At 67.5% G+C, this 21,040-nt stretch carries 18 protein-coding genes and 2 pseudogenes; 13 read left to right on the forward strand and 7 right to left on the reverse strand.

Annotated features, from left to right (window positions below; all coding sequences use genetic code 11):
- Positions 1–125 (forward strand): annotated as a pseudogene (locus AC5O77_RS13415) (IS110 family transposase); the annotation flags it as partial.
- A gap of 102 nt (positions 126–227) precedes the next feature.
- Positions 228–1,112 carry a hypothetical protein gene (locus AC5O77_RS13420; protein WP_478056743.1) on the forward strand — a complete coding sequence of 295 codons (885 nt, stop codon included), beginning with the start codon at positions 228–230 and terminating at the stop codon, positions 1,110–1,112.
- 95 nt (positions 1,113–1,207) lie between these two features.
- Here AC5O77_RS13420 and AC5O77_RS13425 read toward each other — a convergent pair whose 3' ends face one another.
- A complete protein-coding gene (locus tag AC5O77_RS13425; protein WP_006373100.1) occupies positions 1,208–1,504 on the reverse strand; it encodes an I78 family peptidase inhibitor in 297 nt (98 codons plus the stop codon).
- Between the two features lie 171 nt (positions 1,505–1,675).
- Here AC5O77_RS13425 and AC5O77_RS13430 point away from each other — a divergent pair, with 171 nt between their 5' ends.
- Complete coding sequence (locus AC5O77_RS13430) at positions 1,676–2,332, forward strand: decarboxylase (RefSeq protein ID WP_478056742.1); 657 nt, start codon at positions 1,676–1,678, stop codon at positions 2,330–2,332.
- A 67-nt stretch (positions 2,333–2,399) separates the two neighbouring features.
- Complete coding sequence (locus AC5O77_RS13435; RefSeq protein ID WP_125895867.1) at positions 2,400–3,176, forward strand: CDP-diacylglycerol diphosphatase; 777 nt, start codon at positions 2,400–2,402, stop codon at positions 3,174–3,176.
- Here the strand turns inward: AC5O77_RS13435 and AC5O77_RS13440 are convergent.
- Positions 3,173–3,772: a GNAT family N-acetyltransferase gene (locus tag AC5O77_RS13440; RefSeq protein ID WP_121503533.1), complete on the reverse strand. Its 600-nt coding sequence runs from the start codon at positions 3,770–3,772 to the stop codon at positions 3,173–3,175. The two genes, AC5O77_RS13435 and AC5O77_RS13440, sit on opposite strands and share 4 nt — an antisense overlap.
- 219 nt (positions 3,773–3,991) lie before the next feature.
- Between AC5O77_RS13440 and AC5O77_RS13445 the strand changes: the two genes are divergently transcribed.
- A complete protein-coding gene (locus AC5O77_RS13445; RefSeq protein WP_478056741.1) occupies positions 3,992–6,718 on the forward strand; it encodes a TonB-dependent receptor plug domain-containing protein in 2,727 nt (908 codons plus the stop codon).
- A 104-nt stretch (positions 6,719–6,822) separates the two neighbouring features.
- Positions 6,823–7,455 carry a hypothetical protein gene (locus AC5O77_RS13450; protein WP_232528009.1) on the forward strand — a complete coding sequence of 211 codons (633 nt, stop codon included), beginning with the start codon at positions 6,823–6,825 and terminating at the stop codon, positions 7,453–7,455.
- A gap of 27 nt (positions 7,456–7,482) precedes the next feature.
- On the opposite strand, the gene AC5O77_RS13455 is transcribed toward AC5O77_RS13450, so the two are convergent.
- On the reverse strand, positions 7,483–8,124 hold the full coding sequence (locus AC5O77_RS13455) for a hypothetical protein (protein WP_478056740.1): 642 nt from the start codon (positions 8,122–8,124) through the stop codon (positions 7,483–7,485).
- 183 nt (positions 8,125–8,307) lie between these two features.
- On the opposite strand from AC5O77_RS13455, the gene AC5O77_RS13460 reads away from it, so the two are divergent.
- A complete protein-coding gene (locus AC5O77_RS13460) occupies positions 8,308–9,468 on the forward strand; it encodes an amidohydrolase family protein (RefSeq protein ID WP_478056739.1) in 1,161 nt (386 codons plus the stop codon).
- Between the two features lie 49 nt (positions 9,469–9,517).
- Here the strand turns inward: AC5O77_RS13460 and AC5O77_RS13465 are convergent, their stop codons facing one another.
- Both AC5O77_RS13465 and AC5O77_RS13470 read right to left on the reverse strand, forming a co-directional pair.
- Positions 9,518–9,955, reverse strand: coding sequence for a DUF3806 domain-containing protein (locus AC5O77_RS13465; protein ID WP_071229108.1), 438 nt, complete (start codon positions 9,953–9,955; stop codon positions 9,518–9,520).
- A 174-nt stretch (positions 9,956–10,129) separates the two neighbouring features.
- Complete coding sequence (locus AC5O77_RS13470; protein WP_071229107.1) at positions 10,130–11,011, reverse strand: LysR substrate-binding domain-containing protein; 882 nt, start codon at positions 11,009–11,011, stop codon at positions 10,130–10,132.
- A 121-nt stretch (positions 11,012–11,132) separates the two neighbouring features.
- Between AC5O77_RS13470 and AC5O77_RS13475 the strand changes: the two genes are divergently transcribed.
- The 5 genes and pseudogenes from AC5O77_RS13475 (at position 11,133) to AC5O77_RS13495 (ending at position 16,710) form a co-directional block, all read left to right on the forward strand.
- The gene (locus AC5O77_RS13475; protein WP_478056738.1) at positions 11,133–11,831 is read left to right on the forward strand and encodes an ankyrin repeat domain-containing protein; all 699 of its coding nucleotides are present in this window, start codon (positions 11,133–11,135) and stop codon (positions 11,829–11,831) included.
- 51 nt (positions 11,832–11,882) lie between these two features.
- Positions 11,883–13,339 (forward strand): annotated as a pseudogene (locus AC5O77_RS13480) (amidohydrolase family protein).
- A 166-nt stretch (positions 13,340–13,505) separates the two neighbouring features.
- Positions 13,506–14,561 carry a sensor histidine kinase gene (locus AC5O77_RS13485; RefSeq protein WP_478056736.1) on the forward strand — a complete coding sequence of 352 codons (1,056 nt, stop codon included), beginning with the start codon at positions 13,506–13,508 and terminating at the stop codon, positions 14,559–14,561.
- The gene (locus AC5O77_RS13490) at positions 14,558–15,280 is read left to right on the forward strand and encodes a LytR/AlgR family response regulator transcription factor (protein ID WP_317217165.1); all 723 of its coding nucleotides are present in this window, start codon (positions 14,558–14,560) and stop codon (positions 15,278–15,280) included. Before AC5O77_RS13485 ends, AC5O77_RS13490 begins: the two co-directional genes overlap by 4 nt.
- A 113-nt stretch (positions 15,281–15,393) precedes the next feature.
- A complete protein-coding gene (locus tag AC5O77_RS13495; RefSeq protein ID WP_478056735.1) occupies positions 15,394–16,710 on the forward strand; it encodes an acyl-CoA thioesterase/BAAT N-terminal domain-containing protein in 1,317 nt (438 codons plus the stop codon).
- A 216-nt stretch (positions 16,711–16,926) separates the two neighbouring features.
- Here AC5O77_RS13495 and AC5O77_RS13500 read toward each other — a convergent pair whose 3' ends face one another.
- Entirely contained in the window at positions 16,927–17,580 is a 654-nt protein-coding gene (locus AC5O77_RS13500; protein WP_107432195.1) for a response regulator, read from the reverse strand.
- Positions 17,573–20,602 (reverse strand): sensor histidine kinase, encoded by a 3,030-nt coding sequence (locus AC5O77_RS13505; protein ID WP_478056734.1) that lies wholly within the window; start codon positions 20,600–20,602, stop codon positions 17,573–17,575. Before AC5O77_RS13505 ends, AC5O77_RS13500 begins: the two co-directional genes overlap by 8 nt.
- Positions 20,603–20,698: 96 nt before the next feature.
- Here AC5O77_RS13505 and AC5O77_RS13510 point away from each other — a divergent pair, with 96 nt between their 5' ends.
- On the forward strand, positions 20,699–21,031 hold the full coding sequence (locus AC5O77_RS13510; protein ID WP_032128091.1) for a hypothetical protein: 333 nt from the start codon (positions 20,699–20,701) through the stop codon (positions 21,029–21,031).
- Positions 21,032–21,040 lie beyond the last annotated feature (9 nt).

Raw genomic sequence — 21,040 nt, forward strand, 5'->3', positions numbered from 1 at the left:
GCACCGCCGTCTTCAACATCCTGGCCAGAAAGCTGGCCAGGATCGCCTGGGGTGTCTTCAAAAGCGGCCGGGACTTCGATCCGGCCATGCTGAAGGTGGGTCAAGCCTGCTTCCAGCAGGCTTGACCGCGAACATAGGATCTCGACTCTACAAATGCAAAGTCGAGCAAGCTCGACTCTACCGGAGCAGCGGTTACCATCTGGATTCCACGAGCAGGAATCTCATCCATGCCCCCCGTCCTTGCCCGCACGACCGTGTGCGTTGCACTGCTGGCCACCCCGATGCTGGCGCTGACGCAGGGCTCGATCCTGCCGCAGCAGCGTGACGCTGCGGGCAACGTGATGGAGCCGTTGGGGCAGGTGCTGATCGCCAGTGAGACGGGGCCGGTGGGGCTCTACGAGTGCACGCGGGACGGCAACTGGTGCGTGCGCGTGCAGCCGGTTGCCAAAGATGGTGACCGGCCGACCGTGCTGGAAGTACTTGAGAAGGAACCGGGCCAGGGCACGCCACACACCTACCACGTCAGCATCGACGTGCCGCAGGAAAGCGAGCTGTCGCTGTGGCCGTGGATCGTGCGGCTGGCACCTGGCGTGGGCAGCGATGAACCGGTGACCGACCCGCAGCAGCGCGCCCGCCAGAATGTGCTGGTGGGTGGCATCGTCACGTTCAGCGCCATGTACTCCGGTGGAGGTGCCGACGCGTCCACGCTGCAACTGGCACGCGTGCGCCACCTGCAGGACGACATCCAGGTGGACGACGACGTGTTGACCGTGCCATGGCTGGGCAATGCGATGATCCGCGCCTGTTTCAGCGAACAGGACATCAAGCAGCGCGCAGGTGCCTGCCATGACGAATACGGCTTCTCGGCGAAGCTGGCGCTGGATACAGTCGCCGAGGGCATGCCGGTGCTGCGCTACCAGACCGTGGCGACCCGGTTCCCGGCCGGTGTTTCGCGCTTCGAGGATTCGCTGGCCAAGGGGCCGTTGAAGAAGCAGGATCTGCGCACCGAGCAGGACCCGGCGTGCACCTACACGCGGCTGTTCCGCTTCAGCGATGGGGTATTCCACCCCGACCAGGCGCTGCCGGATTGCGCGGGGTATACCGAACCCTGAAATGTAGAGTCGAGCGATGCTCGACTGGTTTTCCGCGCGACCCATCCGAAAACCAGTCGAGCATGGCTCGACTCTACAAAAGTCCGCTGCCGCGCTTACTCGCAGCGGGTGGACGTGATGATGTTGTCCTTGTCCACGAACACGCGCAGGCGGTCCGGGCGGATGTCCTTGGTGGTGATGGTGCTGGGGCCGATCGGGTTGACCAGGCCGGCACCGCTCTCGCGGGACAGGCGACGGATGTTGGGCTCGTTGGCCGGCTGGCCGATCGCCCAGCCCAGCTGGCTGGCGTCGCAGCGGCCACTGCCTTTGACTTCCGGGCCAGGGGTGCTGACGCAGGCCGACAGCAGCAGGGCGGAGGCCGGCAGCAACAGGGACAGACGGAATGCAGACATGTGAGCGCTCCTGCGCAGGGGACGATGGCGGGAACGATAGCACCGAGCGTGCGAAAGGCGTCAGCGCCCCGGTCATTGCCGGCACAGCGTGGTCATTGCATAGTGGGAGGAATAGCTGGCAGTACGCCAGCGGGCAGGCCGGGCCTTTCCGGCGCAGGTGTTGGATACGGTATGACGGCAGGCAGTTTCCGCGGCAAGGACAAGACAATGACGGCCCTGATGTTGTCGTTGCTGGGCGTGGCGTTTGCCGCCTCCGCTGCCGATCCGGAACCCGAGCAGGTCCAATCCCCGGTATTCGGCGCTTGGCGCAACCTGCAGACCGAATCCGGCTACGCGCCGGCGCAGCGTAACCTGGCCTTCGCCATGCTGCCGCAGGCGGCCACCCGCGGCGACCGTTTCGCCATCCTCGACCGCGAGGGCAAGCGGGCGGTGTGCTGCCTGCAGGTGGCCAGCCCCTCGCTGGGCGTAGCTGCGCTGCGCGGGGAGTACCACCTGCCGCAGGCCTGGGTGACGGACCTGAGCAATGGCCGTAGCCCTGCACGACCCTATGTGCCGCACGTCTATGCGATGCAGCGGGTGGACGAGCTGGCCGACTACAGCTTCGCCGATGTACCTGGCGCCTACAGCGACCTGGGCGGTCTGCTGATTCCGGAAGGTGCCGCGCTGGAGGCCGACGGCAGTGCCGTGCGCCTGGGGGACAGCCGCTATCCGCTGCATTTCCAGCGCCAGCCACACGCCGATGACGATGGCGCGCTGGACCGCTACAGCCTGCAGGCCGGCGAGCGTGCCGCCCCGATCGTGGTTGAAGTGCCGTTCGGCACCTACTGATTGCAGCGTTGCACTGGCTAGAATGCAGCGCGGCGCTGTCTGCCGTGCCTGCTCCGTGAGTCGTGCCGTGTCCTTGCGCCCCTTCCTGCTGTCGTCCCTGCTGCTGTTGTCTGCCTGTGCCAGCGCGCCTCCGCCGCCGGCCCATTCCGATGCATTGTGGCGATTGATTGAACGTGACTGCCAGGGCGCCGAAGGCCCGCGTGGCGATTGCCTGCGGGTGGAGACGGCAGCAGACCGCCGCGATGTGCTGGTCAAGGACGCGCACGGCGACTACCAGTTCCTGCTGATGCCGCTGGACAAGGTCAGCGGCATCGAGAGCCGCAGCCTGTACCAGCGTGGTGCACCCAACTACTTCGGCGCGGCCTGGCTGGCCCGCACCCACACCGAACGGGCGCTGGGCCAACCGCTGCCGCGCAACGTCGCCAGCCTGGCGCTGAATTCACCGCATGGCCGCTCGCAGCACCAGCTGCATATTCACGTGGATTGCCTGCGTGCCGACGTGCTGCAGGCGCTGGACACGCATGCTGCCGCTCTGGGCAGCCAGTGGACACCGCTGCCGGTGCTGCTGCGCGGCCATCAGTACCAGGCACGCCTGCTGCCGGGCGCAGAACTGACCGCCAATCCGCTCAATCTGCTGGCCTACGACCTCGCAGGCGTGGACGACGTCGGCCAGTGGAGCCTGGTTGTGGCGGGCCGGGACGCCGTGCAGGGCGTCCCGGGCTTCATCCTGCTGGCCACCCGTGTGGACGCGGGCACCGGCAACGAGGCCAGCGCCGAAGAGCTGCAGGACCACGCCTGCTCGGTGCTGACCGGTGCCGGCAACGCGCTGGAGCGGGTGCGCTAGTCCAGCACGCTGTGCTTGCTCCGCCACATGGGGGCGGTCAGCGCCAGCAGCTGGCGATCCTGCCAGCCATCCAGATCCAGATGATGGTCGCGCAGCAGGCCTTCCTGCTCGAAGCCGAAGGCCCGCAGCGCGGTGGCGAACGGATCACTGCAGTCCGGTGGCAGCATCACGAACAGGCGATGCAGGCCGACGTCCTCGAACAGGAACGGGCACAGCGCCTGCAGCGCCGCGTCGGCATGCGGGTGCCAATGCTGCAGCGACAGCAGTTCGGCGCTGCGCGCGTGTAGTGATTGCAGCCGTACGTGCAGCTGGTCCAGTACGTTGCCGTGCTCGTCATCGAACACCCCCAGCAGCAGCTGGTCGTTGTCCTGTTCCAGGCGTGAGCGATGCATGTGGGCGAGGAAGCGCGCTTCCTCATCGATGACGGACGGATCGCGGCGGCCGCGCCGGCGGCGGTCATCGAACAGGCGCCAGCGCGGCAGGTCGGCACGCTGGAAAGGGCGCAGGGTGACCGGTGCGGCCTGCAGCTGCAGCAGGTGACGGCGCAGCACCGGGCGCAATGGGGGAAGGAGGGAAGTGGGGTACGGGGTCATCATCCCCGGCACGATGGCTGTGCCTGCAGCCCTGCACCATTCAAAACATTGCAAAAGTGTGGTGGATGGCACTGCGGGTCTGATTCGGTTCAGGCATAAGGCCATCAGGCCTGGTCATTTCCGTTGCCCCCCCCCATTCAGGACACTTTCGTTACGGGATCGTTATGCGCCGTACAGGCCGCTGCCCCCGTACCACCACCCGCCCAACTCCCCAGGAAGCCCATGTCCGCCTCCCACAAGGCGCTGCGCCCGCGTCCGCTGGTGCTCGCACTGTCGTCCCTGATGCTGGTCTCGCTGCCGGCTTTCGCGCAGGAAAGCGCACCCACCACATTGCAGGAAGTGAAGGTCACCGGCTCGCGCATTCCACGCGCCAGTGTCGAGGGCCCGTCGCCGGTGACGGTGATCAGCCGCGAACAGATCGATGCGCAGGGCTACCGCAATGCCTTCGACGCACTGAGCGCGCTGACCGAGAACACCGGCAACGTACAGGGCGAGGACTTCGGCAACACCTTCACCCCGGCCGCCAACACCATCAACCTGCGCGGGCTGGGCCCGAACCGCACGCTGGTGCTGGTCAACGGCCGCCGCCAGGCCGACTACCCGCTGGCCTACGAAGGGTCGGTGAACGTGGTCAACCTGGCCAACATCCCCAGTGCGCTGATCGAGCGCATCGAGGTCCTGGCGGCAGGTGCGTCGGCGGTATACGGCTCCGATGCGATCGCCGGCGTGGTCAACATCATCCTCAAGGACCGCTTTGAGGGCGTGGATGTGAACGTGCGCGCCGGTGGCACCCAGCAGGGCGGCGGCGACAACCAGCGCGCGCAGGTGGTCGGTGGTAGTTCCGGCGAGCGTTGGGATGCGCTGTTCGGCTTCGAGTTCGATGTGCGCAAGGCGATCCACGCGCGCCAGCGCGATTTCATGGATTCGCTGGACGATGATCCGGCCGGCAAGGCACCGCAGGCGACCGCGATCGCCTATCGCCGCAATGCCGCCACCGGCCGCAACATCGATCCGGGCGTCACTGGCTGCGACGGGGCGTCTGACATCTATGGCGGCAGCGTGTTCCGCGCCTTCAACCCTCGCCAGGGCTGGTACTGCGGCAGCAACGAGGCCGCCGCCAGCTACTGGACCGTGCAGACCCAGAAGCGCAACCTCAATGGCTATGGCCTGCTGACCTTCCACGTCAACGAGACCACTGACCTGTTTGCCGATGTCGCCGTGGGCAGCGCGCGGATCTACAACAACACGCGTGCGCCGACCTGGACCTCGGCCCGCAACTACTTCTACAACCAGACCACCGGCAACCTGGAAAGCTGGTACCGCCGCTTCGCGCCGGAGGAAATCGGCGGGCTGCCGCGCAATGCCAACCGCTTCCTGGAAAACTCGTGGTCGTTCAACGTCGGTGCACGTGGCCAGATCGGCGACAGCGGCTGGGACTATGAGGCGGTCTACAGCCGCTCGCGATACGAGAACCGCACCCGCCGGCCGGTGCTGCTGGCCGGCATCAACGAATACCTGCTCGGCCCGAAGCTGGGTGTGCGCAACGGCGTTGAGGTCTATGCGCCGGATCCGGCGCGCCTGTTCCAGCCGTTGACCCCGAACGAATACGAGGGGCTGTCCGACTACCAGGAAAGCCGTAACGCGGCATGGCTGCAGACCTTCAGCGCCAGCGTCAACGGCCGCCTGTTCGCGCTGCCTGGGGGCGATGCGGCGTTGGCAGCGGTGGTCGAGGCCGGCAGCCAGGGCTATCGCAACCGACCGGACCCGCGCCTGGGCAGCGGCGAGTTCTGGAACACCAGTGCAGGCGTCGGCGCCGGTGGCGAGCGTGACCGCTACGCTGCAGGTGTGGAGCTGCAATTGCCGCTGCTGCAGTCGCTGACCACCACCCTGGCCGGTCGTTATGACCAGTACCGTGCCGGTGGCGAGCACATCGGCAAGGCCACCTGGAGTTTCGGCGTCGAGTTCCGTCCGATCGAGAGCCTGCTGATCCGTGGTACGGCGGCGACCAGCTTCCGTGCGCCGGACATGAACTACGTGTTTGCCACCGAAACCCGCGGCTACAACCCGGGCATGACCGATTACTGGCGCTGCCGCACGGCGGGCCAGTCGTACGACAACTGCGACTACAACGGCCTGTCGATTGATTACAGCAACCGCGCCAATGCGCAGCTGCAGCCGGAATCGGCCAAGTCGTATGGTTTCGGCGTGGTCTGGTCGCCGCTGTCCGGCCTGGATTTCAGCGCTGACTACTACGACATCCGCATCGACAACGAAGTGACCAGCCTCGATACCAGCCGCATCCTGCGTGATGAGGCCGATTGCCGCCTGGGCCGGACGCTGGGCGGCGAAGCGCGCGATATCGGTTCGCCGCTGTGCCAGGACGCGCTGTCGCGGGTGATCCGCAATCCGTCCAATGCCAGCGTGCAGCCGGACCAGGTGACCCGCGTGCTGATCAATCCGATCAACGCGGCCTCTGAATCGGTTCGCGGCCTGGACCTGAAGGGCAACTGGCGTTTCGATGCCGGCCGCTATGGCCGCTTCACCACGCGCCTGGCCTACACCGTGGTGCTGGAGCACAAATACCGACAGTTCTCCGATGATCCGGAGCGTGACATCCGCAATTCGCTGGATGACTACCAGTGGCGCAGCAAGGCCAACGGCAGCATCACCTGGAACCAGGGTGACTGGACCACCACGCTGTACGGCAACCGCTTCGGCTCGCTGCCGAAGACCGATGGCAGTGGCCGCATCGCGCCGTACATGACTTACAACGCCAGCGTGTTCCGCCAGTTCGGCGAGAACCTGTCGGTGGGTGTGATCGTCAACAACCTGCGTGACAGCCGCCCGCCGGCGGACAAGAACGGAGGCGGCTGGCCGTTCTATCCGGTTGGCAACTACGACCCATATGGCCGCCAGTACTGGGTGCAACTGGACTACCGGTTCCGCTGATTCCGCAGGCGAACGAAAGGCCCAGCATTGCTGGGCTTTTCTTTGTGCAGTGCACCCGTGTTGCCGCTGCGCGCGTGGCATGCTGTGGCGCTACCCGGAGGAGGATGCGCATGGATGTCAGGGTGTGGAGTGTGATTGCAGTGGTGGCCATTGCAGGTTGCAGTGGCAGGCAGGCGGCCAGCGTGGAGGATGCCGCGGAGGTGGCCAATGCCGCGCCTGCGCAGTCTCACGCGCAGCCAGCGAAGCACGCTGGGCCATCGCGCGCGGCAACGGCATCGAGTGCCACGACGGCTGCCGCTGGGCTCGCGCAACCGGAGGGGCACTTCCTCGAGGGCGAGCGCATGCTGCTGAGCGAGGGTGCGGTGTCCGTGCAGAAGAGTGAGGCGCTGCTGGGTTCCGACAAGGCTTTCGCGCAGGCGATCAGCCAGTTCGAGCGCGATGCGGCTGGCCACCCGGAAGTGCAGGACCTGACCCGGCTCTACAGGACGGCCGCGACGCGGCTCATCGGCAGCGACGGCACGCTGGTGTCTTTCGCCTGTGGCTACAGCCTGTGTGTTGGCGAGATCCGAAGCCGTACCGATGAGGATTTCAGTGCCTGGTCCGAGGCGATCGGCACGGACAAGGCGGCCCCGGTCTACAGTCTGACCACGGCGCCGATGACATGGGGCAGGGACCAGCGTGGTGGGCGCTTCGTGTTCTCGGTGGATCCTGCAGCCAACGCCATCACGGGCCCGTAGCCGGCGGATGCCCGGCGCCGCGGCGCGTTACGGAAGCGTCTGCTGCAGGTACGACTCGATGACGTAGCTGAAAGGCTGCTGCTGGCGGTCGCGCAGCAGGGCACGCACTTCCAGGATCACGCCGTGATCGCCTTCGCCCCGCGGCGGCCAGAACGTCTGGTCAGCCAGGGTCTGGCGCTGGAAGCCGAGCGGGCCGACCACGCGACCGAACGGTTCGTCGGTGCTGTCCAGCACCTGGTTCATGGCCGGGCTGAGGTGACCAGGCAGGTACCAGTTGTCGGCCTCGGACAGCACGCGGCTGCCGCAGACCAGCTGCACGCGGCGATAGCGCAGGTCGGTACCCGGCTTCACGCCCAGCGCCTGCAGCACGTCGGCGGGGGGAGGCTTGTCCTGGCCGTGTATGCGCACGGCGCGCACCCGCGCCTGTTCGGCCAGGCCGTGCTCGGCGCACCAGTGTTCCAGCGTGGCGGTGGCGCTCTGCCCGGACAGCACGCGCTGGTGCAGGCGCTCGACCAGCGCAGCCGGGGCGATCCGCTGCTGGCCCGGCGGCGACTGCAGCGGCGCAGCGGCCGCAGCATCAGTGGCGGACAGGCTGGCGATCGGAGCGGCGGCAAGCAGGGACGCGGCCTGCCAGCGGCGGAGACGATCGTGGCGGTCGGACGGGCCCATGCGGCATCACAGCGGAAACAGGCGCCCATGTTACCCGTTCAGGGGTGTGCACGGCGTGGCTGCGACCGGTTGTCGCAGGGGGAATCATCGTTCTGGTGAATGCGTGCCATCCAGATATTTCGTTGGCCGATGGCGCTATCGAGGCGCAGGATGGCGCCAGTCTTGGCTTTCCGGGAATTCCCGATGACCCTGCAGTTCATCCACGGTGGTGTCGACCGTGACGGCGCGCCACTGCATTTCCATATCCGTGATGGCCGCATCAGCGGGCTCAATGACGAGGCCGCGCCGGCGGAAGGGGCGGAATGCGTCGACCTGCAGGGCTTCGCGGTGCTGCCCGGTCTGGTCGACGGCCACATTCACCTCGACAAGAGCTTCGTCGGCGACCGTTGGCATCCGCATCAGCCGGTGAACAGCCTGCGTGAGCGGTTGGCGGTGGAAAAGGCGGCAGTGGCGGCTGCGGCGCCGATGGTCGATCGCGCCGAGGCGCTGATCCGCCAATGCAGCGGCTTCGGCACAGTGGCAATGCGCTGCCATGTCGATATCGATGGCAGCACCGGCCTGCGTCACCTGGAAGCGGTACGCGAGGCCGCATTGCGCTGTGCCGACATCATGCGCATCCAGCTGGTGGCGTTCCCACAGGCCGGGGTGATGTCCTGCGCTGGTACCGCAGCGGTGCTTGAGCAGGCCCTTGCTGCGGGCGTGGAGGTGCTCGGCGGCATCGACCCGACCACGCTCGACGGTGATGCCGAAGGCCAGCTGGCGCTGCTGTTCGGCTTGGCCGAGCGTTACGGCGTTCAGCTGGACATCCATCTGCATGAGCCCGGCGAAACCGGCCTGGCGCAGCTGCTGCGCATCGCCGCGCGCACCCGGGCCGCTGGCCTGCAGGGGCGGGTGGCGGTCAGCCATGCCTATTCGCTGGGCGACGTGCCGCTGGCGCGCGCGCTGCAGGTGGGCGAGGCGCTGGCCACGGCCGGCGTAGCGATCATGAGCAACGCGCCGGGCGATCATCCGTTCCCGCCGCTGCGCGCGTTGCATGACGCTGGTGTGCGCGTGTTCGCCGGCAACGACAACATTCGTGACTGCTGGTGGCCGTATGGCAACGGCGACCTGCTGCAGCGGGCGATGCTGCTGGGCTACCGCTCCGGCTTCCATACCGATGCCGACCTGATGCTGGCGCTGGACATGGTGACCACCCATGCCGCGCAGGTGATCGGGCTGCCGCAGTACGGTCTTGTGGAAGGGCATCCGGCCACTTTCGTGGCGGTGCGTGCCGACCACGGCCCGGCCGCTGTGGCCGCAGTGCCGGTGGAGCGACGCGTGGTAGTTGATGGCCGTTGGCTGTAGATCCACGCCGGGCCAACCCGTGTAGCGCCGAGCCACGCTCGGCGGCTTTTCATACGTAATCGTCGGCGCGGGTAGCGACGAACTCTTCCAGCCACGCAAGCAGATGGGCGATGTCGATGAGCTCGCCCTGCTCGATGCGCTTGAGCAGCAGCGTGCTGGCGCCGATCTGCAGGCTGCTGTCGGCATAGCGCAGCACCGCGTCGATGCCCCAGGCATCGGTCACCTGCATCCAGGCCAGGCCCGGCACGCGCTGGGCCAGGGTGTCACCGAACGCCACGCCCAGCGCTTCCCAGCCATCGCCGTCATCACGGTCGATCAGCTCGGCATCGACCACGCGCTGCAGCGTGGTGGCCGCCAGCGGCCACTGCACCGGCAGGGTGGGAAAGCCGGCGGCCACGCGCGCAGCGATCAGCGAGCGCTGGTGCTGCAGATGCGTCTGCAGCGCAGCGGGCAGGGGATCGAAGCGGGTGGGGATTTCATCGGACATGGCAGAGCGCCGTGGGACACGGAAACAACGGGGACTGTAGCCGGCGATGTAGTGCCCTGGTGCGGCAGGTCTGATCAGATATCGATGATCAATGCGCTAGATCCATGCCCGCGCCTGGACAATGTGGCTGTCGAGGTTGCCGGCCAGCGGCCGGCACTACCTCATGTGCGGTGCTCAGTCCGGTTCGCGCTGCACCTGCCGCCACAGTTCGCTGGCCAGCGCTCGCACGGCATCATCGGCATCGGAGCGATGCAGCAGGCCGATCTCGTAGTTGTCGATCACCGGCAGCTCGCGCTCGCCATCGATGATGCGGTGTTCGCGGGTGACCGCGCGGCGCGGCAGCAGGCTGATGCCGATGCCATCGGCCACCGCACCCTGGATGCCACTCAGCGACGAACTGGTGAAGGCGATGCGCCAGCGCAGGCCCAGCGCTTCCACGGCGTGGATCATCTCGTCGCGGTACAGCCCGCGTGGCGGGAAGGTGACCAGCGGCAGCGGGTCCAGCTGCAGGCAGCTGCTGCGCAGGCTGTCGATCCAGTGCATCGGCTCGCGCCGGCAATGCACCGCCTGGCGGCTGTTGCGGCGTTGCTTGACCAGCACCAGGTCCAGCTCGCCGTGGTCGAAGCCCTGCGCGAGGTCACGGCTGAGGCCGCTGCTGATCTCCAGCTTCACCTGCGGGTGGCGGCGGCTGAAAGCGGCCAGCATGCGTGTGGTCTGCGCGTTGACGAAGTCCTCGGGGACACCGATGCGCACCGCGGTTTCCACGGTGGCGCCGGCCAGCGCCTGTGCCATTTCCTCGTTCAGGTCGAGCATGCGCCGCGCGTAGCCGAGCAGGGTGTGGCCGGCGTCGGTGGGGTGTACGTCGCGGTGGCCGCGTTCGAGCAGGCGATGCCCGGCCAGTTCCTCCAGCCGGCGCACCTTCTGGCTGACGGTGGACTGGGTCGAATGCAGGCGCGTGGCCGCAGTGGTGAAGCTGCCGCAGTCGGCCACCATCACCAGCGCCCGCAGCAGGTCCAGTTCGAACAGGGTTCTATTCGATTTGGCACTGTCTTGCATTTGAACATTTCACTTCTGGATGCGCGTGACGACTTCTACCATGCAGGTGAGGGGGCAGCAAGCACCGCGCCCCGGTTGTACCGGCATCGCCCGCAGTGCTCGCCGCACAGGAGAACCGAAGATGCGAATCCATCGTTGCCGTCGCTGGCCCGCCCCGATGGGTCGCCTGTTGCTGCTGTGCCTGCTGGCGATGGTCATTCCAGCCTGCTCGGCCACCGCGGGTTCGGCCGATGCCCGCCTGCGCGATGCCGCCACCCGCGGCGATGCCGAGGCAGTGCGTGGGGCGCTGGAAGACGGCGCCGATCTGGAGGCGCGTGATGGCCAGGGCCGCACCGCGCTGCTGCTGGCCACGCATGGCAACAATGTAGACGCCGCGCGTGAACTGATCGAAGCCGGCGCCGACGTCAACGCCAAGGATGCGTTGCAGGACAGCGCCTACCTGTACGCCGGCGCGCGTGGTCTGGACGAGATCCTGGCGATGACGCTAGCGCATGGCGCTGACCTGCGCAGCACCAACCGCTACGGCGGCACCGCCTTGATTCCCGCCGCCGAGCGCGGCCACGTCGCCACCGTGCGCACGCTGCTGCGTGCCGGCGTCGCTGTGGACCATGTCAACCGCCTGCACTGGACCGCGCTGCTGGAGGCCATCCTGCTTGGCGATGGCGGCGCGCGCCACGTGCAGATCGTGCAGCTGCTGCTGGAGGCCGGCGCCGACCCCGAGCTGGCCGACGGCGACGGTGTGACGCCGCTGGCGCACGCGCGCCAGCGCGGCTATACCGGAATTGAAACCCTGCTGCGCCAGCACGGCGCGGTGCGCTGAAGACTGTTCCCTTCCACCCGCACGCTGGGCGTGCCAATCAGGATGCTGTCCATGTTCCGTTCCCGTCCGTTGTCCCTTGCCATCCTCCTTGCGGTGGCACCGCTGTCGGCGTCTGCCGCTGAGCGCGCCGACCTGCTGATCCGCAATGCCACCGTGGTCGATGTCGAGCACGCCAGCACCCTGGCCGGGCAGAGCGTGGTGATCCGTGGCGAGGACATCGTCGCCGTCGGCCCGGATGCACAGCTGCGCAGCCAATGGAGCGCGGCCCGCCAGATCGATGCCAAGGGCAAGTACCTGATCCCGGGCCTGTGGGACATGCACGTGCACTTTGGTGGTGGCCCGGCGCTGATCGAAGAGAACAAGGCGCTGTTGCCGCTGTACATCGCGCATGGCATCACCACGGTGCGTGACTGCTCCGGCGACCTGCCCGAACAGGTACTGCAGTGGCGTGGCGAGATTGCCAAGGGCACGCTGTTCGGCCCGCGCCTGCTCAGTTCCGGCGCGAAGATCGAAGGCATCAAGCCGGTCTGGAAGGGCACGATCGAGGTGGGTAGCGAGGCTGACGCCGACAAGGCGATCACCCGCCTGCAGCACGACAAGGTTGATTTCGTGAAGATCACCGACAGCACGCTGAAGCCGGAACTGTTCCTGTACTCGGCCAGTGCTGCGCGCAAGGCCGGCTTCAAGGCCTCGGGGCATATTCCAATGGCACTGACCGTGGAGCAGGCGGTCGATGCGGGCCTGGCCTCGATCGAGCATCTGGATTATGCATTCAAGGCCGGCAGCAAGGACGAAGCGCAGATCGCCGCCGACTTCGGTGCCGGTCGCATCGACCGCGCCGAAGCCAACCGCCGCCTCGACGCCAGCTTCGATCGTGACACGGCGATGCACGCCTATCGCGATTTCGCCAAGCGCGGCGTGTTCGTGACCCCGACCCTCAACGGTGGCCGCATCCTCGATTTCCTTGACCAGGATGACCACGCCAACGATCCGTACCTGGCCTACATCGGCCCGGGCCTGCGCGCGACCTACCAGTGGCGCGTGGACCGCGCGGCGAAGGCCACGCCGGCACAGATCGAAGCGCGCCACGCGCAGTACCACCAGGTGGCCGCGGTGCTGCCGATGCTGCAGGAGGCCGGTGTGACGATCATTGCGGCACCGATGCGGGCTTCCTCAACTCGTTCAACTTCCCGGGCATCGCCCTGCACCAGGAATTGCAGCTGTTCGTGAAGGAAGGCCTGAGCGCACCGCAGGCGCTGTCGGCCGCAACCCGTTCCGGCCCGGCCTGGTTCGGCCAGATGGACCGCTACGGTGGTGTTGCGCAGGGCAAGGCTGCCGATCTGGTGCTGCTGACCGCCAATCCGCTGCAGAACATTGCGGCGACCGAGAAAATCGACAGCGTGATCCTGCGTGGCAACGTGTATGACCGCGCCGCACTGGACAGGATGCTGGCCGACACCAAGGCCAAGGTCGCAGCGTGGAATGCCGAGGCGGCGAAGGCGCAATGATCGGCGGGGTCGGATCCCTTCCGACCGGGAAGGGCTCTGACCCCAGCGTCGAACGGAATCCAGGCACGATGCGGATCCGTGGCAGTGGACAGCCCCTTGCTTCCGGCACGGGAATGATTCGGTGCGGGCATCTAGCATGGTGCCCGTTTCCCGTTCGAATCCGTGCATGCCTGTTTCGCCTGCCTTGCTGCTGCCAGCCCATGAGGCGCCGCTTCCGCTGCCACGCCCACACTGGGTGATGCTGGCCCTGTGGGGGGTGTTGATCGCCACCGCCGTGCCGGCGGTGCACCTGAGCCAACAGCCTGGCGGTCTGATTCCGGCAGCGTTGTTCATCCTTGGCGCCGAGCTGCCCTGGATGCTGGCGACGCCATTGTTGTGGGATGCGTGCCGGCGCTGGCCACTGTCTGGACGCCGGCATCTGGCCGGATGGTTGGCGCTGTGCCTGCTGCTGACTCCGCTGTTGACGGCATTGGGATGGACCCTGGGCCATGTGCTGCTGCAGCTGTGGCAGGGGCAACCCTGGCCAGCACCGCAGCAGGTGTTGCGCGCGATTGGTATTACCGCGCTGTTTGCGTTGCCGACCTTCATTGCGGTGGCGGGCGTGGGCCATGGCCTGGCCGGACTGCAGCGGTTGAGGGCGCAGTCAGAGGTGCTGCAGCAGGCTCGTGAAACAGCCCTGCGCCAGCATCTCCAGCACCACTTCCTGTTCAATGCGCTCAACGCCATCGGTGGCTTGGCGCTGCAACGTCCACGCGCGGCGGATGCCGCACTGGCACAGCTGTCGTCGCTGCTGCGCGATACCCTGCAATGCCCGCCGCAGCGCTGCTTCGCCGATGAACTGGGCGCAGCACAGGACTATGTCGCGCTGCAGTCGCTGCTGCACGATCAGGAAGTGCATCTGCATCTGCAGGCCAGCGCTGACGCATTGGCCTGGACAGTTCCTGGCCTGTTGCTGCAGCCATTGATCGAGAATGCGGTATTGCACAGTGGCTGGCAGCCGGGGGACGGGCCGTTGCGGATCGAGCTATGGGCCGGTGTGGAAGACGGCCTGCTTGATGTGGTGCTGTTCAACCCCTGCCTGCGTCCCGGCACGAACGATGGACTGGGCACTGGCCAGGCTGCACTGCAGCGGCGCCTGGCGATGATGGGAGGCCGGTTGCAGACCGCCAGCGAGGGCGGCGGCTATCGTGCTCGCGTGACCTTGCCGGAGTGCATCGCGTGACGCGTCCGCTGAGCGTGCTGCTGGTGGATGACGTGGCGCTGGCACGTGACCGCCTGCGCCAGTTGCTGGCGGGCACTCCGCAGGTCAGGGTCGATGCCGAAGCCGCCACCCTCGCGCAGGCACGCGAGCAGCTTCAGGGGCGCCGTTTCGATCTGCTGCTGCTGGATCTGGTCCTGCCCGACGGTCGTGGCTGGGAGTTGCCCCAGCAGCAGCCGGCGCTGGCCGCGCACACCATCTTCGTGACCGCGCTGCCGCAGCATGCGCTGCGCGCGTTCGAACTGGGCGTCGCAGACTATCTGCTCAAGCCGGTGGCAGCGCAGCGGTTGCGTGAAGCGATCGAGCGCGTGCGCCGCCTGGCAGGCCTGGCACCGCGTACGGAGGACTGTGAGCAGACCCTGGCGGTGCCTGGTAGTGGTGGTGTCCAGTATGTACCGCTGGCGGAGATCGACTACATCGACATGGCCGGTCATTACGCATGCGTGCACGTGGGGCAGCGACTGCACCTGCTGCGTGAGCCGCTGGCGCAGCTGGCCGAACGGCTGGCGGATGGAGGACTGTTGCGCGTGCACCGCTCGGCGCTGGTCAACCCGCTGCGGGTGCGATCACTGATCGAGCGCCATAACGGTGATGCGCTGCTTGAACTGGCCGATGGCGTGCAGCTGCCGGTGAGCCGCAGCTACCGGCCGGTGCTGGAGGCGGCCTTGGCGGCACGCGCCTGACACACGGCTGGTGCCTGCAGCGGCACGGTTGGTGCCATCGTCGCCGAAGTACGCAATCCGGTCGTTGCGGCCAGTGCACCCTGCGCCTTTCCAGATCAGGGTGGAGCATGCGGATGCGATGGTGCTTGGGTGTGTTGCTGGGCGTGCTGGCGCTGCCTGCGTTGGCCGATGTGCGGGTCATTGTCGATGACCATCAGGGGCGCGCTGATCGTATTCCAGCCATTAGGGTTGAGGGACTGGCGGCGGCCGAGGTGGTGCAACTACGGTTGTCGATGCGGGACAGCCGGGGCCAGCGCTGGCAGTCACAGGCTGCACTGCGCGCGGACCCGCAGGGGACGGTCGACACCGCACGCAGCGGCTCGGAACAGGGCAGCTATCGAGGCGTCGATGCGAGCGCGCTGATCTGGTCGATGCAGCCGCAGGAAGGAAGGGCCAACGCACTTCCCCTGCAGTGGCAGCGCTGCGATGACGGCTTGGGATTCCAGTCGCAGGCCTTCGAACTGGAGGTGGAGCGTGCAGGATCGGTGGTCGCACGGCGGACCCTGCAGCGCCATCTGATGCTGCCGGGCGTGGAGGTGCAACGGGTCGAAATCGGTGGCCGCGAAGCACATCTGTACCTGCCATCGGGCCAGCAGGCTGATGCACGGGCGCCAGCATTGGTGGCGCTGGGCGGTGCCGAAGGCGGATTCGACGGTGGCGACCTCTATGCCGCCTGGCTAGCCAGCAATGGCTACGTCGCCTTGTCGGTGGCGTGGTATCGCGGGCCGGGCGTGCCCAAGGACCTGATCGAGGTTCCGTTGGAAACCGTACGCGACGCAGTGCACTGGCTGCAGCGCCATCCCCGGGTGGATCCACAGCGGGTAGGGCTGATGGGAGGCTCCTGGGGCGGCATCGTGACCATGGCCACGGCGGTGCATCTGCCTGAGCTCCGCGTCGCTGTGTCCTGGGTAGGCAGTCCAGCCCCGTTTCGTGGCATCGCCCGTGACGTGGCCCCGGCCGATTTCCGAGCGGTGGACCGTTCCCCCTTGAGCTGGCAGGGCGAACCCCTGCCGTGGCTGCCGTATCGCGAGGAGGTTGACTGGGGCAGACCGGGGCCGCAGTGGGAACCGGCATTGCGTACCGCGATGCTGCCCATCGAGGACATTGCTGCACGCACGTTGTGGATCGGAGGTGGTGACGATCGGCTGGGTGACTCAGGCACGATGCTGGCTGTTGCGCAGCGTCGGCTTGCGGCGGCGGGTCGTGGTGACCGCGACCGTTTCCTGTACTACTCAGATGCAGGGCATCTGATCACACCGCTCCTGCAGCCGACTACCCACCGCAATGATGTTGGCCCGTACATTGAAGTGGGGGGCACGGCCGAAGGTCATGCCCGCGCGGACCGAGAGGTAGGGCCAGCGGTGCTAGAGTTCCTTGCCGAGGCGCTGTAGCCGAAAGTGCTGACCCCTGTTCTTCCTTCCAGATGTTCGATTCCGATCCGATTGAGCTTCATCCACGCATGGCCTGGATCTACCGTGTCGACCAAGGTCGACACCTACCAACACCGCCCCGCCATCCCACGGAAAGCCCGCTGTTGCTGTAGAGGTTGCCGGCCAGCGACCGGCACTACCGCAGGTGCAGGGCTGCAAGCCCTGCCGAACAACTCCCTAATCGTGACCGCTGTCGTCCAGGCTGATGATCCCGCGCCGCAGCGCCTGGGTCACCGCATGCGTGCGATCACCCACGCCCAGCTTGTCCATCAGGCTCTTCATGTGCGCCTTCACTGTCTGCTCGGAAATCTGCATGCGCTCGCCGATGCGCTTGTTCGACAGGCCGCCGGCCACATGCCTCAGTACCTCGGTTTCGCGCGGCGACAACCGGTCTTCCACCACATGCGCGGCGATGCTGGCCGCCACCGCCGGGGGAATCGGTGCGCGGCGGCCGCCAGCGACCATGCGGATCGTATCGACCAGCTCATGGCGCAGCATGTCCTTCAGCAGATAGGCGCTGGCGCCGGCCTGCAGCGCGCGGACCGCGCGTACGTCACCGCGGTAGGTGGTCAGCACGATGATGCGCGCGCGCGGATCCATCGCGCGGATCCGCACGATCGCTTCCACACCATCCAGCCGTGGCATCTGCAGGTCCATCAGCACCACGTCGGGCTGCAGCCGCTGGTAGCAGGCGATGGCTTCCTCGCCATCGGCGGCTTCGCCGAGCAGGCGCAGATCGGGTTGTGCGCCCAGCAGCGCCGCCAGGCCGTCACGCAGCAGCGGGTGGTCGTCGACCACCAGCACGCCGATCAGGGCAGGGGACTCAGTCATGGTTTGCTTTACTCCAGGGCCAGCGCCAGCGCGATGGGCGGCGGTGATACAGGCGCCGGGCGGGAACCGCCAGCGCGACTTCGGTTCCCAGTCCGGCGCGGGTCCACAGCTGTAGTTCCGCACCGAGGCGCTGCGCGCGCTCACGCATGCCCTGCAGGCCCCAATGACCATGGCCGGCATTGTCGTCGGCGATGCCGACGCCATCGTCGCGCACGTGCAGCAGGAAGCACCGCGTGCCGTAGGACAGCTCCACTTCGATGGCGCTGGCGTTGGCGTGACGCAACGCATTGCGGATCGCCTCACGCCCGATCAGGAACACTTCTTCGGCCGCGTCGGCCTGCAGCGGTGGCGTTGCACCTTCCACGGTCAGGCGCAGTGGGTTGGTGCCATGCCCGGCGTACTCGGCGTGCACATCGGCCAGTGCCGAAGCGAGGTCGCGGCCAGCGAACGGTCCCTCACGCAGGGCATTGACCCGCTCGCGGCCCTCGGCCAGGTTGCGCTCGGCCAGTTGCATCGCCGATTCCAGCTGGCCGCGTACCTGCTCCGGGGTCTGCGGCGACTGGCTGATCGCGTGCAGGCGCAGGATCAGGCCCTGGCTGCCCTGCAGCAGGGTGTCGTGCAGGTCGCGTGCGATGCGTTCGCGTTCGCCATTGCGTTCCTGCAGGCGCGCGCGGAACAGCGCGGCCAGCTGCCCGCTGCGAATGCGCACCGCCATCACCAGCAGTGCGAGGATCGCGGCCGCACACAGCAGCTTGAACCACACCGTCTGCATGAAGGTGGGGGCGATGCGGAAGCCGCGACTGGCCGGTGCAGTGCTCCAGATGCCGTCCTCGTTGGCGGCTTCCACGTCGAACCGGTAGTTGCCCGGAGCGAGGTTGGTGTAATACGCGCGGGTGCTGCTGCCGGCATCCTGCCAGCCGTCGTCGACGCCGGACAGGCGATAGCGGTAGCGGTTGCGCTCCGGGCGCGCCAGCGACAGCGCCACGTAATCGATCTGCAATTGGCTGGTGCCGGCCGGAAGGCGCAGGCCATCGCGCAGTGGCTCGTGCTCACTGCCATACAGCACTTCGCCGATGCGCACGCTGGGCGCCATGGTGTTGACGTGCGAGCGGGTGGTGTCCAGCCAGGCCAGGCCCTGGTTGGTGGCCAGCCACAGCAGTCCGTCATCGGCCAGCGTGGCGGTGGCGATCGGTCCGCTCTGCAGGGCGATGCCCGGCATGCCATCCACCGCATCGAACAGGCGTGGCGTCACCGGCAGCCCGGTCCGCAGCGTCCGTCGCAGCTCATCGCTCCCCAGCCGGACCAGGCCACGGCTGCCATTGAACCAGAGGTGTCCGTTCGGATCGGCCACCATGCCGGTGATGCCTTCCAGTACACCGGCCATGTCGGTTCGCACCGGAACGAAACGACCGTTGCCAACGCGCGCAGCCAGACCGGCTTCGCCGGCGACCAGCAGCAGGTCCTGGTGATGCAGCATTGCGGTGATCGGCCCCACCGACAGGCCCTGGCTGGCATCGAAGCTCTCGATGTGGCCCGCGCTCATCCGGCGCAGGCGGCCGTCGGCATAGCCGAGCAGAAGCTGACCATGGGCATCCAGTGCCAGCGATGAGCAGGCCTGCTCGGGCAGGCGGACCTCGCGCTGCCATTGGCCATGCAGGTAGTGCAGGACGCCGCGTTCACCCGTGCATACCCAGGCCTGCGCGTCGTCGGGGAACAGCAGGGCGTGCAGCGGTTGCCCGGTGAACGGGGCCGGCAGCGGGATCAACGAGGTGTGGCCGGCGACCGTGCGCGCAAGATTGACCCAGTCGAACTGCCAGATCGGCGTGGGTGCCTGGCGCGCGGCGGCCTGCAGCTGCGGGGCACTGCCATCCAGCAGAGTGCGCCGCAGATCGTAGGGTTTGAGGTCTTCGCCATAGCCATACACGCGGCCATCGCTGGCCCGCACCAGCGAGCGGTAGGGATCACTCGGGCCGACTGCCAGGGTGTGCACGCTGCGTGCGCGGAAGCGGTTGAGGCCGAGGTTGGTGCCGACCCAGAGATTGCCTTCGCGATCGACGATGATCGGCACCGCGGAGGTGGCGGTCAGCCCGTGCGGCGAATCGAAACGCTCCATGCGCACGGCGCGGCTGCCGTCGAAGGTGATGCGGGCGACGCCGCCGTGCGGGCTCATCGTGGCCCACAGCGCGCCATCGGCAGTGAACTGCAGGCGTGCAGCAACCAGTTCCGGAAGACGCCGCGCTTCACGTTCGCTGGCCGCCAACAGGCCCTGCGCGTTGGCCAGGGGTGAGGTGCCGCGCACCCGGTCGGCCAACCACACTTCACCCTGCGGGCTTTCGGCCAGCGTTGCCATCTGCGAGACCGCGATGCCGGTGTCCTCGAACGTGGTCTGGCCGGCCGCACGCATCCAGATCTTCAGGTCGGCCAGCACCCAGAACCTGCCCCGGCTGTCGTGCAGCACCCACTGCACACGGCGTTCGGGCAGGCCGGCTGCGGCCGGCAATGGCTGCCAGCGCTGTCCATCAAAGCGGCGCAGCCCGCCATTGATCGCCGCCCACAGCTGGCCCTGGCGATCCTGGCTGAAGCGTGGGACCACGCCGACCGGTACCCCCTGCTCGCGGCCGTAGTTGTGCAGCCTCCCCTGCGCGAACCGGCTGATGCCGGCCTGGAAGTAGCCGATCCACAGGGCACGGTCGGCGGCATGCGCCAGCGTGACCATGTTGGTGGACGGGAACTGGCTGCCGACGGGCGCTGCCTGCCGTTCGAAGCGACGGCCATCGAAGCGGTACAGGCCCGAGCCGGTGGCCAGCCACAGCAGGCCGTCGCGGTCCTGGGTGATGTCCCAGATATCGCCGGGTGCACCCTGGCCGACCCGCCACGCGGTGTGCTCGTAACCGGGCAGCCCGCCGCTCACCGGCGGGCGCTGCACGGCAAAAGCGGGCAGGGCGGTCCACAGCAGCAGGCACGTCAGCAGCGTCGGCAGGCGACGCAGGAACGGGAAGGGGCGGCCACGCATGGCGCGCATTCTGGCAGGTGCGGGGCAGTCCGGGGTGACCCGAACGGGGTAGGCGGTCGCCGCCGCGGTCGGTTATCACGCCGGAATGCCCTGTGGAGCCCGGCCATGCAGCGCCTGTTCGTGATGTTCCCCGACCGCGGGCCGGGCATCGGCCTGCTGTGGCTGCGGCTGTGCCTGTCCGCGGCACTGTGCACGCCCGGCACGCATGCGGGCGGGTGGTCGGCGCTGTGCCTGCTGGCAGTGCCGATGCTCACGCTGGGTGTGTTGACGCCACTGGCCGTGCTGATGGCGGCCGTGGGCCTGTTCGCGCAGCAGGCGCCGTGGTCACAGGTGGTGCTGCCCTTGGCGCTGTTGATGTTGGGCCCTGGCGCCTATTCACTGGATGCGCGGTTGTTCGGTCGTCGCCTGCTCGGGCGTCGGCCTCCCCCATTCGGGTAGGTGCTGGCC

This window comes from Stenotrophomonas sp. INTA L402-1 (genome assembly GCF_059295135.1).